We start from the raw sequence: 15303 nt of genomic DNA, 5'->3' as shown, positions 1-15303 counted from the left end.
CAGCTAGCGGCGGAACAAGGGGTTACTGATGCGCGCGTCCTATCTCTTCACCAGCGAGTCCGTGTCCGAAGGCCATCCGGACAAGGTGTGCGACCGGATCTCCGACGAGATCGTCGATCTGTTCTACCGCGAAGGACCGAAAGCAGGCATCGATCCCTGGCAAATTCGTGCCGCCTGCGAAACGCTCGCGACCACCAACAAGGTCGTGATCGCCGGCGAGACCCGCGGTCCCGCATCCGTCACCAACGAGCAGATCGAAGGCGTCGTCCGCGCCGCGATCAAGGACATCGGCTACGAGCAGGACGGCTTCCACTGGAACACCGCTGACATCGAGATCCTCTTGCATCCGCAGTCCGCCGACATCGCGCAGGGCGTCGATGCGCTGCAGCCGGGCGAAGTCAAGGAAGAAGGCGCGGGCGACCAGGGCATCATGTTCGGCTACGCCACCAACGAGACGCCCGATCTGATGCCGGCGCCGATCTTCTACGCCCACAAGATCCTCCGCCTCATCTCCGAAGCGCGCCACTCCGGCCGCGAGAAGGTGCTGGGCCCTGACTCCAAGAGCCAGGTCACCGTGCAGTACGAGAACGGCAAGCCGGTCGGCGTGCGCGAGATCGTGGTGTCGCATCAGCATCTCGTCGAGGACATCTCGTCCAAGCAAATTCGCGACATCGTCGAGCCCTACGTGCGCGAGGCGCTGCCGAAGGATTGGATCACGGCGAAGACCATCTGGCACATCAACCCGACCGGCAAGTTCTACATCGGCGGTCCCGACGGCGATTCCGGCCTGACCGGCCGCAAGATCATCGTCGACACCTACGGTGGTGCGGCCCCGCACGGCGGCGGCGCGTTCTCCGGCAAGGATCCGACCAAGGTCGACCGCTCCGCGGCTTACGCTGCCCGCTACGTTGCCAAGAACATCGTCGCGGCCGGTCTCGCCGATCGCTGCACGCTGCAGCTCGCTTACGCCATCGGCGTGGCGCGCCCGCTGTCGATCTACATCGACACCCACGGCACCGGTAAGGTGTCGGAGGATCAGCTCGAGAAGGCCGCTGCCAAGGCGATGGATCTCACCCCGCGCGGCATCCGCAGCCATCTCGATCTCAACCGCCCGATCTATGCGCGCACCTCCGCCTACGGCCATTTCGGCCGCACGCCGGACAACGAGGGCGGCTTCTCCTGGGAGAAGACCGATCTCGTCGAAGCGCTCAAGCGCGCCGTCTGATCATCGACGTCATTTCCGGGGCGCCGCGACAGCGGCGAACCCGGAACCTTATCCATCGTATCGAGATTCCGCGTTCGTCTCTTCGAGGGCGACTCGGAATGACCAATTCAACAACAGGACCTCCGCTATGAATGCGAAGCCCGGCTTCACCGACTACATCGTCAAGGACATTTCGCTCGCCGATTTCGGCCGCAAGGAACTCTCGCTGGCCGAGACCGAGATGCCCGGCCTGATGGCCACGCGGGAAGAATACGGCCCGAAGCAGCCGCTGAAGGGCGCACGCATCGCCGGCTCACTGCATATGACGATCCAGACTGGCGTGCTGATCGAGACGCTGGCCGCACTCGGCGCCGACATCCGCTGGGTCTCCTGCAACATCTACTCGACGCAGGACCACGCCGCGGCCGCGATCGCGGCCGCCGGCATTCCGGTGTTCGCGGTCAAGGGCGAGAGCCTCACCGAATACTGGGACTACACCGCCAAGCTGTTCGACTGGCACGGCGGCGGTCACCCGAACATGATCCTCGACGACGGCGGCGACGCCACCATGTACGTCCATCTCGGTCTGCGCGCCGAGAACGGCGACACCAAGTTCCTGGACAACCCGGGTTCGGAAGAAGAGGAAGTATTCTTCGCGCTTCTGAAGAAGCAGCTCAAGGAAAAGCCGAAGGGCTACTTCGCCGGGATCGCCAAGAGCATCAAGGGCGTTTCCGAAGAAACCACCACGGGCGTGCATCGTCTGTATGACATGCAGAAGGCGGGCACACTGCTGTGGCCTGCCATCAACGTCAACGACAGCGTCACCAAGTCGAAGTTCGACAACCTCTATGGCTGCCGTGAATCGCTGGTCGACGGCATCCGTCGCGGCACCGACGTGATGATGTCGGGCAAGGTCGCGATGGTCGCGGGCTTCGGCGACGTCGGCAAGGGTTCGGCCGCCTCGCTGCGCCAGGCCGGCTGCCGCGTGCTGGTCTCTGAAGTCGATCCGATCTGCGCGCTCCAGGCTGCGATGGAAGGCTACGAAGTCGTGACCATGGAAGACGCCGCCCCCCGCGCCGACATCTTCGTCACCGCGACCGGCAACAAGGACATCATCACCATCGAGCACATGCGCGCGATGAAGGATCGCGCCATCGTCTGCAACATCGGCCACTTCGACAACGAGATTCAGATCGCGGGTCTGCGCAACTTGAAGTGGACCAACGTCAAGCCGCAGGTCGATGAGATCGAATTCCCCGACAAGCACCGCATCATCATGCTGTCGGAAGGCCGCCTGGTGAATCTCGGCAACGCCATGGGCCATCCCTCGTTCGTGATGTCGGCCTCCTTCACCAACCAGACGCTGGCGCAGATCGAGCTTTTCGCCAACAACAAGGACGGCAAGTACAAGAAGGAAGTCTACGTGCTGCCGAAGTCGCTCGACGAAAAGGTCGCGCGCCTGCACCTTGCCAAGATCGGCGTCAAGCTCACCGAACTGCGTAAGGACCAGGCCGACTACATCGGCGTCAAGCAGGAAGGTCCGTACAAGTCGGACCACTATCGGTACTGAGGCGCTGATCGTATCGATCATCGACGCAAAGCCCCGGAGCGATCTGGGGCTTTGTTGTTTTGAGCGCGACGCACGTGTCTCCTCGCAGTTGTGTCAGGGCCGATTGCTAGTTGACGCGCGATCGTCTCGGTCAGACAATCCTTGGCGGCGGAGGAAACCATGGCCCAAGACCATTTCGATGTGCTGATCGTCGGCGCCGGCCTGTCCGGCATCGGCGCGGGCTATCATCTTCAGACCAAATGCCCGGGCAAGAGCTACGTCATCCTCGAGGGGCGCGACTGCATCGGCGGCACCTGGGACCTGTTTCGATATCCCGGCGTCCGCTCCGACAGCGACATGTTCACGCTCGGCTATTCCTTCAAGCCGTGGACCGACCCGAAGGCGATCGCCGACGGGTCGCAGATCCTGAATTATGTGCGCGAAACCGCAGCCGAGAACGGCATCGAGAAGCACATTCGCTTCCGCCATCGTGTCAAGCGTGCGGCGTGGTCGACGAGTGAGGCGCGCTGGACGATCGAGGTCGAGCGCATCACGGGCGAGGGCGCGGCCGAAACCGTGCGCTTCACCTGCAATTTTCTGTTCATGTGCTCGGGCTATTACAAATACGAGGCGGGCTACACGCCGGAGTTTTCGGGCGTCGCGGATTTCGCCGGCCGCATCGTGCATCCGCAGAAATGGACCGACGACATTGACTGCGCGGGCAAGCGCGTCGTCGTGATCGGCTCGGGCGCGACCGCGGTGACGCTGGTGCCGGAGCTCGCCAAGACGGCTGCGCGGGTCACGATGCTCCAGCGCTCGCCGACCTATGTGGTGTCGCGTCCGGCGCAGGATCCCGTCGCCAACAAATTGCGCCGCAATCTGCCGACGCGCCTTGCCTATCACCTGATCCGATGGCGCAACGTGATGTGGGGGATGTTCTTCTTCCAGCTCAGTCGCCGCCGCCCGGCGAAAGTGAAGGCGCTGGTTCTCAAGGGCGTACAGATGGCCCTCGGCTCCGACTATGACGTCGCGACCCATTTCACGCCGCGCTACAATCCCTGGGACCAGCGGCTCTGCCTCGTGCCGGATGGCGATCTGTTCAAGGCGATCCGCGAGCAGCGCGCCTCCGTGGTCACCAAAGAGATCGACACGTTCACGCACGACGGCATCCGCCTGAAGGACGGCAGCGAGCTTGCGGCCGACATCGTCGTGACCGCGACGGGGCTGGTGCTCCAGGTCGTCGGCGGTCTCGACATCAGTGTCGACGGCCGCGCCGTCGATTTCGCCGATACGCTGACCTACAAGGGCATGATGTACGCCGACGTGCCGAACATGGCTTCGGCGTTCGGTTACACCAACGCATCATGGACGCTGAAATGCGACCTCACCTGCGAATATGTCTGCCGGCTCATCAATTACATGGACCGGCACAATTTCCGGCAGTGCATGCCGCATAATGACGACCCGGAGATCACCGGGCAGCCGTCGCTCGATTTCACCTCCGGTTACGTGCAGCGCTCAGTCGCGAAGATGCCGAAGCAAGGCTCGAAGCAGCCGTGGCGGCTTTACCAGAACTATGCGTTCGACATCGTCTCCTTGCGGTTCGGCCGGATCGACGACGGCGTGATGCGGTATTCCTGATCGCGTCGCCGCCAGCTTCTATGCCTTGCGCGTGGTGAGCGCGAGGGCGAGATCGATCGCAAGAGCCATCACCACGGCGCCGCCGCCGAGTGCGAACAGAACCAGATAGTCGCCCCCGGTTTGCGCGTAGATCCAGGAGAAACCATAGGCCGCCGCCGCCTGGAACAGCGCGAAGCTGGTCGTGGCGTGGCTCCACGTCGCGCGCTGTTGCTCGGTAGGGTGTGGGACCAGCTCATGGATGCGTCCGAGCACCAGCGGCACAATACCGGGTGTGAAGCCGCCGACCACCACGCTCGACACGATCAGCGAGAGAGGTGCGGTACTGACCGTCGGGAGCAGCACGGCGGCTGCTTCGATCAGGAAGGCGGCGCGCAGCGCTGGGCCGAAGCCCGACCGGTCGCCGAGATGGCCGGTGACCAGCGGGCCGACGATTGCGCCAAGGCCGTACAGCACCCAGTAGCGCGAGCCGGCCGCAATGCCCTGGCCGAGGCCGCGCGCGACGAAATCGACGATGAAGACCATGTGCGGCACCAGAGCCACCGCGTTGAGGCCGTATTGGACCAGCAGGGCGCGGACAGCGGGCGAAGCATGGTCGTGCTTCGCGTGATGCGAAGGCGCCGCATCGGCCTTGGCCTCAGTGGGCCAGCTCCACCAGCTCACAAGCGTGAGCAGGCCGGATAGCGCACCAAGCCCATACCAGCTCTGCTGCAGGCCCAGTTGCAGCAGCAGCGGCACCAGCGAGCCCGACGCTGTGACGCCGAGCCCGACGCCCGCAAAGATCACGCCGCCGACGATGCCGCGCCGCGCGGTCGAAGTGTGCGGCAGAATGACGGAGGCCGCCAGCACCATGATGATTCCTCCGGTGAGGCCGGACAGGAAGCGCCAGGCAAAGAACCAGGTGAACGACACCGGCGTCGAACTCGCAAAGAATGAGAGGGTGGCAAGCAGCATCATCGCGCGCAGGGCAGGCACCGCACCGATGCGGGTAGCCACAGCCCGCGCCGCGAGCGCGCCCGCGAGATAGCCGGCCAAATTCGCCGCACCGAGATAAACAACATCAGACGCGCTGAACCACTTTGCGGCGATCAGCGCCGGGATCAGCGGTGTGTAGGAAAAGCGGGCGAGGCCAAGTCCGACCAGCGACGCCGACAATCCCGCCCCGGCATATCGCCAGGTTTGCTGCGGGGGCGATCTTAGGTCTGATCCCGGCTGCTGATGCGGCCGGGTCTTGTGCTCGGTATCTGCATTGAGCTCGGTCATGTCATCCTCTTGTGCACGACGGCGCGTGGCTCATCCTGTCCGGGTGGCGCGGCGACGCCGGAATTCCGGCACGGGTAGCCCGCCCCAACCCCAGTTCTCGGTCTCGACCTCCTCGATCACGACGAAGGTGGAATCGAGCGGCTTGCCGAGTACGTCGAGGAGAAGCTGACTTGATCCCTTGATCAGAGCCGCCTTCTCCTCCGCGGTGAGCGACGCCGCTCCCGGCGTCGTTCCCTCCCGAGTCACTTGAATGGTGACGATGGGCATTCGATTCTCCTCTGCTCAGTGACCGGCGCTCTGGCCGCCGTCGACATGCAGGATCTCGCCGGTGACGAAGCTCGCCTGCTCGAGATAGAGCACGGCATCGACGATGTCGGACGTCTCGCCCATGTGGCCCACCGGGTGCAGCGCGCCGAGTTGCGCGTGCGTCGCCACGGGGTGCATCGTCGACTTGATGATGCCGGGCGACACCGCGTTCACGCGAATACCGCGCTTGGCATATTCGATCGCCAGCGACTTCGTCGCGGCGTTCAGCCCGCCCTTGCTCAGCGAGGCCAGCACCGAGGGCACGTTCGAATTGGCCTGATCGGCGAGCGTGGTCGTGATCTGGACAACGTGGCCAGAACCCTGCTTCTCCATCTCGGCGATGGCAAGCTGCGTGATGTGGAAGAACCCTGCGACATTGGTCCCGATCACCGCCGCGTAGTCCTCCGCCGTATACTGCGTGAACGGCTTCGCGACGAAGATGCCGGCATTGTTGACCAGCGTGTCGACGCGGCCGAAGCGGGCGATGGCTTGCGAGACCACGCGTTCGGCGGTGCTCCGGTCGGCGATGTCGCCGCGAATAGCAAGGACATCATCGTCGCCCGATGGCTTGATGGAGCGCGCGGTTGCGACGACGCGATAGTTCCGATCGCGAAAACCCCGGACCAGTGCGGCGCCGATGCCTTGCGATGCTCCGGTGATGATGGCGACCTTCTGCTCAATACCCATGACGGGCTCCTGTTGTTGGCTTGAGAACCTGCGCCAGCAGCGGCTGGCTTGCCCGCTGAGGTACGCCGCGATGGCCCGGCTGCGAATACGCGCTGTCCGGCAGACACTCTTTCGCGGCGCGAACGAATGCCGGACCGGCGGTCGGCGATGCTTGTCGCGACGGGAGCGAACGCCTAGTTTGCAGTCGGATTCTGATGGGCTGGCGGGAAACGTATGGATCGTCTGGATGCGATGAAGGTGTTCGTCCTTGCCGTGGACGAGGGCAGCCTCGCGGCCGCAGGGCGCAAGCTCGGCCGCTCGCCAGCGGCGGTGAGCCGCGCCATCGCCTTTCTGGAGGAACGCGTCGGTGCCGAGCTGCTGCACCGGACGACGCGATCGATTAAGCTGAGCGAGGAGGGCGAGCGCTATGTCGCGATCTGCCGCCGCGTGCTGACCGAGCTGGAGGAGGCCGACGACATCGCGGCCGGTCCGCGCACGGCCCCCCGCGGCCTGCTCACGATCACCGCCCCTGTGGTGTCGGGCGAGATGGTGCTGCGGCCGATCCTCGATGCGTTTCTCGACGCCTATCCGGCGGTGACGGCAAAACTCCTGCTGTTCGACCGCGCGGTCAATCTGATCGAGGAGGGTGTCGATGTCGCGCTTCGCATCGGTCCTCTCGCGGATTCGGCTATGGTCGCGATGCGGGTCGGCGAGATCAGCCGCGTCGTGGTGGCATCACCGCGCTATCTGAAGCAGCACCCGCGCATCGCCGAGCCCGGCGATCTCGCCAAGCATCAGGTCGTCGCGATGGCGCACCTTCCCAATTCCTGGAGTTTTGCGCCGCAGGCCGGCTCGTCGGTAGCCCGGACGGTCCAGTTCACGCCGCGGCTCGCCGTCAACAGCACCTATGCGGCCGTGGCGTCCGCCGTCGCCGGGCGTGGCGTGGCGCGGATGTATTCGTACCAGGTAGCCGAGCAGGTCACGCGCGGCGAATTAGAGATCGTGCTGGCCGGCGACGAAGATCCGGAGATGCCCGCGCATTTGATCTGCCCGCAGGGCCGGCTCTCGGTGCCCAAAGTGCGAGCCTTCACCGACTTTGCCGTGCCCCGGCTGAAGAAGCACTTTGCGCAACTGAAGAAGAGCATCAAGGCGCGTTGAACGGCTGCGCGCTCGGCAATGCGTTGGGTTTCGCGTATTCGGTCATCCCGGTGAATCGGCCATGCTGGCCGAACGGTTAACGCAGGATTAACCGCGGAGTCCTAGCCTGTCTCGGCTGGGGTTACTTGCAAGGTCGAGGTGAGCCCAATGGAAGCCCAGAAGATCGCGGTCGACGCCGTCGTCGCGTTGACCGATTGCGACCGCGACGCCGTCATCGCCTTCATCCGCCGGCTCTATCTCGCCGGCGTAACCGACCCCAAGCGCCTGACCTTCAAGGGTCTCCAGGCGCTGTCGCGGCTCTGATTCGGCTCGTTTCAGCCTCAAGTCACCCGTCCTTACTCTCTCGAGCGTGATTGCAACCCACCGGTGAATATCTTGCCGGTCGGGCGGTGTCGGGGTAGATCACGTTCCCGGCTGGATCACTGGGGGAACGGGAGATGCTGAAACAGCTTTTTGCACCGCAGCTCGTCATGCTCTATGTGCTGGCGGCGTCGACGATCTACATTCATTTCCGCGGCAAGCACCGGCTGCGCTTCGCGCGCCAGCTCGGCGATCACTCCACCTATCTCTCGCCCTACAACGTGCTGATGTATGCGGGATCGGCGGTGCCGAACAGGCCGGTGATCCCGGTCGATCAGTTTCCCGAGCTCAAGCCGCTCAGCGAGAATTGGGAGACTATTCGCGACGAGGCCGTTCGCCTGTTCGACGAAGGCTTCATTCGCGCAGCGGCGAAGAACAACGATTGGGGTTTCTACTCGTTCTTCAAGAGCGGCTGGAAGCGGTTTTACCTGAAATGGTACGACGACTTTCTACCCTCGGCGCGCACGCTGTGCCCGAAGACGGTGGAGCTGCTCAACTCTATCCCGAGCGTGCATGGCGCGATGTTCGCGATGCTGCCGCCGGGCGGCAAGCTCGGCGCCCACCGCGATCCCTTCGCCGGCTCGCTGCGCTACCACCTCGGCCTCGTCACGCCGAACTCGAACAAGTGCCGGGTCCTGGTCGACGGCGTCGAATGCGTCTGGCGCGACGGCGAGGCCTTCATGTTCGACGAGACCTTCATCCACAGCGCGGAGAATGAGACCGACGTCAACCGCATCATCCTGTTCTGCGACGTCGAGCGTCCGATGAAGTACGGCTTCATGACCGCGATCAACCGCTGGGTCAGCCATCACATCGTCAAGACGTCGGCGACGCAGAACGTCGACGGCGAGGATGTCGGCGTCCTCAACAAGCTGTTCGGCAAGCTCTACGAGATCCACCTTGCGAGCCGCAAGGTCAAGCAATGGAATCGCAACGTCTACTACACGCTGAAATATTCGCTGACGGCGCTGATCCTCGGCCTCATCGTGATGTCGGCATTGCGGTGATCGCGTTTGCATGGGGTGGCGAAGCAAACCGTCAGCATTTTCTAGTGCTGGTGCTTGTGTCCTTCGGAGCTATCAGGGCGCTGGTAACCTCGCAGCTCCGCGTATCGCTGCATTTGGCTCTGATCGAGCAAGGCTGTTGTCGACAGATGATATTTGAGGTGGCTTTCGCGGAGCAGTGCCTGGGTTTCCGAAATAGCAACGAGGGTCGCCTTGAGTGACTCCGGGGTCACGACGCGGGCAGAGAAGAGCCGGTCCAACTCCGTTTCCTGCTCGACCAGCTTGTTACCCAGCGGGACCGCCTCTTGCTTCATGGCATCGAAGAGGCGCTGAACCTGGATGCGCTGATCCGCGGTCAAGTCAAGCCGATCACCGAACTCAAGAACATGGCTCGGACCGGGATATCCGTTGAGTTCGGCGGCAAGCGCCAAGCCCATGCCACGACCTGTTCGAAGATCGTCGACCTGCTGGTGCGACAGCGCCTTGATGGGGCGCTGCTCAAGGCCAGCATAGGGCTGACTGGACTGCGCGCTGGCAGCGTTGCACGAGACAATAAGTGTGGCCGCAAGCAGGATAAGGCGTCTCATGAGCTGGCTCCATGAAATCGGGCCCGGGTTCGTTGATCGTCTCCACCGGTGCTCTCCACATATCTTGCTGGACGGTTCGCCCCATGGCAACAAGATTGCATGGATGAGCGGTCAAACATGGAGCAGGCAATGGCCCCGTTGCCAGTTGCGAACACTGAGCTCGTGCAATTCTTCCGCGAGTGGCTGGAAACCTTCGCGGGTTATGTCCGCGAGGTCGATTATGCTTCGGCGCGGCCGCTCTTCCATCCGGATGTGCTGGCCTTCGGCACGCATAACGATGTCATCCCAGGCCTCGATCAATGGGTCTCGACGCAATGGGACAACGTCTGGCCGAAGACGACCGACTTCCGTGATTGAGCAAACCTCGATCCTGGCATCACGGGACAGCGCGATGGCAACCGTGATCGCGCCGTTCACGAGCACGGGCTATCACCCCGATGGCAGCCCGTTTCCGCGTCCGGGCCGCGCCACCATGGTGTTTTCCTGCAATGCCGATGGTTGGCTGTGCGTGCATTCCCACATGTCGCTCAATCGCGGTGTGCCGCAGGCAAGCCACGCCGACCGGCCGGTGAAGGCCTGATAGATCGGCATCGTCCGCGATCGAAATGCAAAAGGCCCCGGACATGTCCGGGGCCTTTTTATTTGTGCGCCGCCGCGAGCCTTATTCCGGCTGGCCGATCGACACCTTCAGCGTGCCGACGCCATCGACGCCGCATTCGAGCTTGTCGCCGGGCTGGAGCTGCGATACGCCGGCCGGTGTGCCCGTCATGATGATGTCGCCGGCGGCGAGCTTCACCTGCTGCGAGAGCTGCCAGATGATCTCAGGCACGTTCCAGATCAGCTCGGTAAGGTCGCCCTTCTGCGCTTCCTTGCCGTTGACCGTGAGCCAGATCTTGCCCTTGGCGGGATGGCCGATCTTCGATGCCGGCTGCACCGCAGAGCAAGGGGCGGAGCCGTCGAACGACTTGCCGACTTCCCACGGACGCTCCTTCTTGCGCGAGGCGATCTGGAGGTCGCGGCGGGTGAGATCGATGCCGACGGCGTAGCCGTAGACATGGTCGAGCGCCTTGTCGGCGGGGATATTGAGGCCGCCGCTTTTCATCGCGACGATCAGCTCGACCTCGTGATGGAGATCCTTGGTCAGCGGCGGATAGGGAATGGTGGCGCCGTCAGGCACAAGCATGTCGGCGTGCTTGGCGAAGAAGAACGGCGGGGCGCGCTCGTCGTTGCCCATCTCGCGGATGTGCTCGAGATAGTTGCGGCCGACACACCAGATGCGGCGCACGGGATAACGACCGCTTTCCCCGACGACGGGAAGCGATGCCTGGGTCGGAAGCGGGATGACGTAGGAGGCGGCGTTCATGAAGCGGTCTCGCTGCTCTTGGGGTGAAACGAACTCTATGCGGTTGCGCTGATCGGCGCCAGAGCGCCTGCGTCGTGATGTTGCAGGCGGAAGAACGAAGCGTAGCGTCCGCCGCGGCGGAGCAGCTCGTCATGCCGGCCCTGCTCGACGATCTCGCCGCCCTCGACTACCAGGATCGCATCCGCGTGCATGATAGTGTGCAGGCGGTGCGCGATTACGATGGTGGTGCGGTTCCGGCAGAGATGCTCGATCGCCTCCTGCACTTGCCGCTCGGACTCGGAATCCAGCGCGGCTGTGGCTTCGTCGAGCAGGATGATCGGCGCGTTCTTGATCAGCGCGCGCGCGACCGCGATGCGCTGGCGCTGGCCGCCGGACAGCTGCGTGCCGTGCTCGCCGACCGGCGTGTCGTAGCCGAGCGGGAAGCTCATGATGAAATCATGTGCGCAGGCTGCTTTCGCAGCATCGATGATTTGTTCTTCGGTCGCACCAGACCGGCCGAAGGCGATGTTGCTGCGGATGGTGTCGCGGAACAGATAGACGTCCTGGCCGACATAGGCGGTCTGTGCGCGAAGCGATTTGCGCGAGATCGAGCCGATCGACTGGCCGTCGATCACGATGTCGCCTTGAGTCACCTCGTAGAAGCGCAGCAGCAGCGCCAGCACGGTCGACTTGCCGCCGCCGGAGGGGCCGACCAATGCGGTGACCTTGCCGGGCTCGGCAACGAAACTCATGCGGTTGAGAACGGTCTCGCCGGTCCGGTAAGAGAAGCTGACGTCGTTGAGCTCGATGCGTGCATCCGAGAGTTTCAGCGCCGGCTTGTCGTCGTCAGAGTGCTCGCTCGCGGGGCTGTCGACGACTTCGAGCAGCATGCGGGCGCCGACGAGCTGGCTGTTGAGGTCGATGTTGAGCCGCGCCAGCCGCTTGGCGGGCTCGGTCGCCATCAGGAACGCGGTCATGAACGAGAAGAACGCGCCGGGCGTGGCGTTGAGCGCGACCACGCTATAGCCGCCATAAAGCAGGCAACCGGCGACCGCGAAGCCGCCGAGCATCTCCATCAGCGGGTTGGAGCGGTTGGCGACGCGGGCCATCTTGTTGGCGTTGCGCTCGACGATCGCGATGTTCTCGTCGATGCGGTTCTGCATGGTGTCTTCGAGCGTGAACGCCTTGACTGTGCGAATGCCTTGCAGCGATTCCTGCATCGTCTCCAGGATGTCGGCGGTGCCGGTGAACTGGTTATAGGCGAGACCCTTGATGCGCTTGACCAGCTTGCGCAGCACTAGCATCGCCGGCGGAACCACGACGAGGCCGATGAACGACATCACCGGGTCCTGCCACACCATCACGCCGATCATAGCGAGCAGCATCATGAGGTCGCGCCCGACGGCGTTGACCAGCATGTTGAGGACATCGGTGATGGACTTTGCTCCGGCCGTCAGCCGCGCCAAAAACTCCGACGAATGCCGCTCGGAGAAGAATCCGACGCTCTCGAGCATCAGCTTGGCGAACAGCTGGCGCTGGTTGGTGGCGAGGATGGCGTTGGAGATCTTGGTCAGGATCACCATGTGGCCGTAAGTCGCCACGCCCTTGATGAAGAGCAGGATCACCGTGATGCCCGAGAACATCGCGATACCCGGGATGTTCTTGTCGACATAGGCCTGGTTGATGACCTGGCCGAGCACGTAGGTCGCGCCCGCGGTCGATCCGGCGGCAAGCGCCATCAGCGCGAAGGCGACGAGGTAACGCCGCCAGTAGATGACCCCTTGTTCCGTGACAAGGCGGCGAACGAGGACCGCTGCCGCATAGGGATCGTCGGTGATTTTCTTTGGAAACTGGGCCATCCGTAGTCCATTGACGGCACAGGAAAAAAGCCTGCCCGCGCGTCAGGGATCGAACGGCCTCTGTGCCCGCTAAAGCCGCGCTTTTCAAGCCCAATTAAGGACTTGCGCCCGGATGGAATCTAGGCCGAGGCGGCCTGGCGGAGTTCGCCGTGGTGCTCGCGGAACAGCTTGTCCTCCCACGCCAGCGCGTGCGCGGCGATGGTCTCGAGGTCGTCGTATTGCGGCTTCCAGTCGAGCAGGCTGCGGATGCGGCTGGTGTCGGCGACCATGGTCATGATGTCGCCGGACCGGCGCGGGGCGTATTGCACGGCGAAGCTGCGCCCGGAAACCCGGCGCACCGCGTCGATGGTTTCCAGCACGGAATAGCCGCGGCCATACCCGCAATTCAGCGTCGTCGAGGCGCCGCCATTGCGCAAATACGCGAGCGCCGAGCGATGCGCCTGCGACAGGTCCGTGACGTGGATGAAGTCGCGAATGCAGCTGCCGTCCTGGGTCGGATAGTCGGTGCCGAAAACGTCGATCTTGGCACGCTGGCCGGTCGCGGCTTCCACTGCGATCTTGAGCAGATGCGTAGCACCGACGGTTGCAAGGCCGATGCGGGCCTGCGGATCGGCACCCGCAACGTTGAAGTAGCGCAAGGTCACGTATTGCATGCCGTAGGCGGCGGCGACGTCGTGCAGCATGATCTCGGTCATCAGCTTCGACGAACCATAGGGCGACAGCGGCCGCGTCGGCGCGTGTTCGGGCACCGGCACCAGGTCCGGATTGCCGTAGACGGCGGCGGTCGAGGAGAAGATGAAGCGGTTGATGCCGCGCTTGACTGCGACGTTGAGCAGGTTGCGGGCGGTCATGAAATTGTTGCGGTAATAGCCGAGCGGATCGCGCATCGAATCCGGCACGACCACCGAGCCCGCGAAATGGATGATACTCTCGATATTGTGCTGGGCCATCACGCCTTCGAGCAGGTTCTCGTCGCCGGCATCGCCAATGAACAGCGGCACGCCTTCGGGCAGATACGCGGAGAAACCGGTGGAGAGATCGTCGATCACGACGACGTCCTCGCCGGCTTCCGCCAGCGCCAGAACCGTGTGACTTCCGATATAGCCGGCGCCGCCGGTGACTAGCACAGTCATGGTCTCACCCGTCTTCGATCAACGCTGCAAGTTAACGTCTGCGGGGTGAAGAGGGGGTATCGGCGCGGCTGAACTGGTCACTATGCTTAATGTTGCGTATAGGGGGCCAACGAAGCGGAGCATGACGTGGCGAATTCCCCTGATGATCTCGACGTGATCGTGCCAAATCTGCACAGGCGCTATTCCGGGGTCACCGCGACCAACCGGATGGTGGCGCCGCGGCTGGCGAAGCTGTTTCGCGCAGGCTGGTTCGGCTCCGACGCGCCGGAGGGGATCGCGCGACTGAGCAGTGCCGATCTCCTGAAATTGTGGCGCCGCAAGGAGCCCTTGATCTGGCATGCGCGGCGCAACAACGAGATGATCGCGGGCGTCGTGCTGCGTGCGCTCGGCTGGCCGTTGAAACTGGTCTTTACCTCCGCAGCACAGCGGCACCATAGCTGGATCACGCGCTGGCTGATCCGGCGCATGGACGCGATCATCGCGACATCAGATCTTTCGGCCTCGTTCCTGAAAGTGAAGGCGACGGTGATTCCGCACGGCGTCGACACCGCCGTCTATGCTCCGCCGGCAGATCGCGCGGCGGCCTTCGCGGAAGCCGCGCTGCCGGGCCGCTACGCGATCGGCTGCTTCGGCCGCGTGCGCGCGCAGAAGGGTACTGATTTGTTCGTCGATGCGATGTGCCGCTTGCTGCCGCGCTATCCGGATTTCACCGCAATCATCGTCGGCCAGGTTACACCCGAGCAGACGCCCTTTGCGAACGATCTGAAGAAGCGCATCGAAGCAGCCGGCCTGGAATCGCGTATCGCCATCACCGGCGAGTTGCTGATCGAACAGGTGCAGCGCTGGTATCAGCGGCTGACCATCTACGCCTTCACCTCACGCAACGAAGGTTTTGGCCTGACACTGATCGAGGCGATGGCGGCCGGTAGCGCTCTGGTCGCTGCGCGCGCCGGTGCGGCCGAGCTCGTGGTCGAGGATGGAGTGAGCGGCGTGCTGGTCCCGACCGGTGATGCGGAGGCGCTGGCGGTGGCGCTCGAGCCGCTGATGCGCGATGTGGCTCTGGCGACCGCGATGGGCGAGCGCGGTCGCGAGCGCGTGCGCGTGAAGTTCAGCCTTGAGGCCGAGGCGGCGCGGATCGGCGAAGTCTATCGGCCACTGCTCTGAGTGGGCACTGTCGCGACAGCAGATCGAAGTTCAGACTGAACGGCGCGCATGATCTGCAATGCTGTCTGCT

The 15303-nt window shown here is 63.7% G+C and carries 14 protein-coding genes and 1 pseudogene; 8 read left to right on the top strand and 7 right to left on the bottom strand.

All coding sequences use genetic code 11. The features are described from left to right. The first annotated feature begins 28 nt into the window (after nt 1-28). The 3 genes from metK to IVA74_RS35630 all read left to right on the top strand — a co-directional run bounded on the left by metK (nt 29) and on the right by IVA74_RS35630 (nt 4394). On the top strand, nt 29-1225 hold the full coding sequence (gene metK, locus IVA74_RS35640) for a methionine adenosyltransferase (protein ID WP_247352142.1): 1197 nt from the start codon (nt 29-31) through the stop codon (nt 1223-1225). A 127-nt stretch (nt 1226-1352) separates the two neighbouring features. Next, on the top strand, nt 1353-2774 hold the full coding sequence (gene ahcY / locus IVA74_RS35635) for an adenosylhomocysteinase (protein WP_247352139.1): 1422 nt from the start codon (nt 1353-1355) through the stop codon (nt 2772-2774). 159 nt (nt 2775-2933) lie between these two features. After that, nucleotides 2934-4394, top strand: coding sequence for an NAD(P)/FAD-dependent oxidoreductase (locus IVA74_RS35630; RefSeq protein WP_247352137.1), 1461 nt, complete (start codon nt 2934-2936; stop codon nt 4392-4394). An 18-nt stretch (nt 4395-4412) separates the two neighbouring features. Here the strand turns inward: IVA74_RS35630 and IVA74_RS35625 are convergent, their stop codons facing one another. The 3 genes from IVA74_RS35625 to IVA74_RS35615 are packed head-to-tail and all read right to left on the bottom strand — an operon-like array spanning nt 4413 to nt 6647. Next, the gene (locus IVA74_RS35625; RefSeq protein WP_247352136.1) at nt 4413-5654 is read right to left on the bottom strand and encodes an MFS transporter; all 1242 of its coding nucleotides are present in this window, start codon (nt 5652-5654) and stop codon (nt 4413-4415) included. A gap of 30 nt (nt 5655-5684) precedes the next feature. Beyond that, complete coding sequence (locus tag IVA74_RS35620) at nt 5685-5921, bottom strand: 4-oxalocrotonate tautomerase family protein (protein WP_247352134.1); 237 nt, start codon at nt 5919-5921, stop codon at nt 5685-5687. A 15-nt stretch (nt 5922-5936) separates the two neighbouring features. Next, complete coding sequence (locus IVA74_RS35615; RefSeq protein ID WP_247352131.1) at nt 5937-6647, bottom strand: SDR family oxidoreductase; 711 nt, start codon at nt 6645-6647, stop codon at nt 5937-5939. Between the two features lie 213 nt (nt 6648-6860). Between IVA74_RS35615 and IVA74_RS35610 the strand changes: the two genes are divergently transcribed. The 3 genes from IVA74_RS35610 (at nt 6861) to IVA74_RS35600 (ending at nt 9151) form a co-directional block, all read left to right on the top strand. Next, nucleotides 6861-7784, top strand: coding sequence for a LysR family transcriptional regulator (locus tag IVA74_RS35610; RefSeq protein WP_247352129.1), 924 nt, complete (start codon nt 6861-6863; stop codon nt 7782-7784). Nucleotides 7785-7931: 147 nt separating this feature from the next. Next, nucleotides 7932-8087 carry a hypothetical protein gene (locus IVA74_RS35605; protein WP_247352127.1) on the top strand — a complete coding sequence of 52 codons (156 nt, stop codon included), beginning with the start codon at nt 7932-7934 and terminating at the stop codon, nt 8085-8087. A 134-nt stretch (nt 8088-8221) separates the two neighbouring features. Next, on the top strand, nt 8222-9151 hold the full coding sequence (locus IVA74_RS35600) for an aspartyl/asparaginyl beta-hydroxylase domain-containing protein (protein WP_247352126.1): 930 nt from the start codon (nt 8222-8224) through the stop codon (nt 9149-9151). Between the two features lie 41 nt (nt 9152-9192). On the opposite strand, the gene IVA74_RS35595 is transcribed toward IVA74_RS35600, so the two are convergent. After that, nucleotides 9193-9735: a periplasmic heavy metal sensor gene (locus tag IVA74_RS35595; RefSeq protein WP_247352124.1), complete on the bottom strand. Its 543-nt coding sequence runs from the start codon at nt 9733-9735 to the stop codon at nt 9193-9195. Nucleotides 9736-9864: 129 nt separating this feature from the next. On the opposite strand from IVA74_RS35595, the pseudogene IVA74_RS35590 reads away from it, so the two are divergent. Next, nucleotides 9865-10315: pseudogene (locus IVA74_RS35590) on the top strand (nuclear transport factor 2 family protein). 81 nt (nt 10316-10396) lie between these two features. On the opposite strand, the gene IVA74_RS35585 reads toward IVA74_RS35590, so the two are convergent. From IVA74_RS35585 to galE, 3 genes are all read right to left on the bottom strand, one after another. Next, complete coding sequence (locus IVA74_RS35585; protein ID WP_247352123.1) at nt 10397-11098, bottom strand: fumarylacetoacetate hydrolase family protein; 702 nt, start codon at nt 11096-11098, stop codon at nt 10397-10399. A 35-nt stretch (nt 11099-11133) separates the two neighbouring features. Further along, nucleotides 11134-12936 carry an ABC transporter ATP-binding protein gene (locus tag IVA74_RS35580; protein WP_247352121.1) on the bottom strand — a complete coding sequence of 601 codons (1803 nt, stop codon included), beginning with the start codon at nt 12934-12936 and terminating at the stop codon, nt 11134-11136. Nucleotides 12937-13055: 119 nt separating this feature from the next. Further along, complete coding sequence (gene galE, locus IVA74_RS35575) at nt 13056-14069, bottom strand: UDP-glucose 4-epimerase GalE (RefSeq protein ID WP_247352119.1); 1014 nt, start codon at nt 14067-14069, stop codon at nt 13056-13058. A 126-nt stretch (nt 14070-14195) separates the two neighbouring features. Here galE and IVA74_RS35570 point away from each other — a divergent pair, with 126 nt between their 5' ends. Beyond that, the gene (locus tag IVA74_RS35570; RefSeq protein ID WP_247352117.1) at nt 14196-15233 is read left to right on the top strand and encodes a glycosyltransferase family 4 protein; all 1038 of its coding nucleotides are present in this window, start codon (nt 14196-14198) and stop codon (nt 15231-15233) included. Nucleotides 15234-15303: the final 70 nt, after the last annotated feature.

The organism is Bradyrhizobium sp. 132, from assembly GCF_023074185.1.
GTDB lineage: Bacteria > Pseudomonadota > Alphaproteobacteria > Rhizobiales > Xanthobacteraceae > Bradyrhizobium.
This window is presented reverse-complemented; position numbering and strand designations above follow the sequence as displayed.

Coding starts and splice junctions, on each gene's coding strand:
- IVA74_RS35580 (WP_247352121.1), bottom strand. CDS start 12,936: ATGGCCCAGTTTCCAAAGAAAATCACCGACGATCCCTATGCGGCAGCG.
- IVA74_RS35600 (WP_247352126.1), top strand. CDS start 8,222: ATGCTGAAACAGCTTTTTGCACCGCAGCTCGTCATGCTCTATGTGCTG.
- IVA74_RS35595 (WP_247352124.1), bottom strand. CDS start 9,735: ATGAGACGCCTTATCCTGCTTGCGGCCACACTTATTGTCTCGTGCAAC.
- galE (WP_247352119.1), bottom strand. CDS start 14,069: ATGACTGTGCTAGTCACCGGCGGCGCCGGCTATATCGGAAGTCACACG.
- metK (WP_247352142.1), top strand. CDS start 29: ATGCGCGCGTCCTATCTCTTCACCAGCGAGTCCGTGTCCGAAGGCCAT.
- IVA74_RS35585 (WP_247352123.1), bottom strand. CDS start 11,098: ATGAACGCCGCCTCCTACGTCATCCCGCTTCCGACCCAGGCATCGCTT.
- IVA74_RS35615 (WP_247352131.1), bottom strand. CDS start 6,647: ATGGGTATTGAGCAGAAGGTCGCCATCATCACCGGAGCATCGCAAGGC.
- IVA74_RS35625 (WP_247352136.1), bottom strand. CDS start 5,654: ATGACCGAGCTCAATGCAGATACCGAGCACAAGACCCGGCCGCATCAG.
- ahcY (WP_247352139.1), top strand. CDS start 1,353: ATGAATGCGAAGCCCGGCTTCACCGACTACATCGTCAAGGACATTTCG.
- IVA74_RS35610 (WP_247352129.1), top strand. CDS start 6,861: ATGGATCGTCTGGATGCGATGAAGGTGTTCGTCCTTGCCGTGGACGAG.
- IVA74_RS35605 (WP_247352127.1), top strand. CDS start 7,932: ATGGAAGCCCAGAAGATCGCGGTCGACGCCGTCGTCGCGTTGACCGAT.
- IVA74_RS35620 (WP_247352134.1), bottom strand. CDS start 5,921: ATGCCCATCGTCACCATTCAAGTGACTCGGGAGGGAACGACGCCGGGA.
- IVA74_RS35630 (WP_247352137.1), top strand. CDS start 2,934: ATGGCCCAAGACCATTTCGATGTGCTGATCGTCGGCGCCGGCCTGTCC.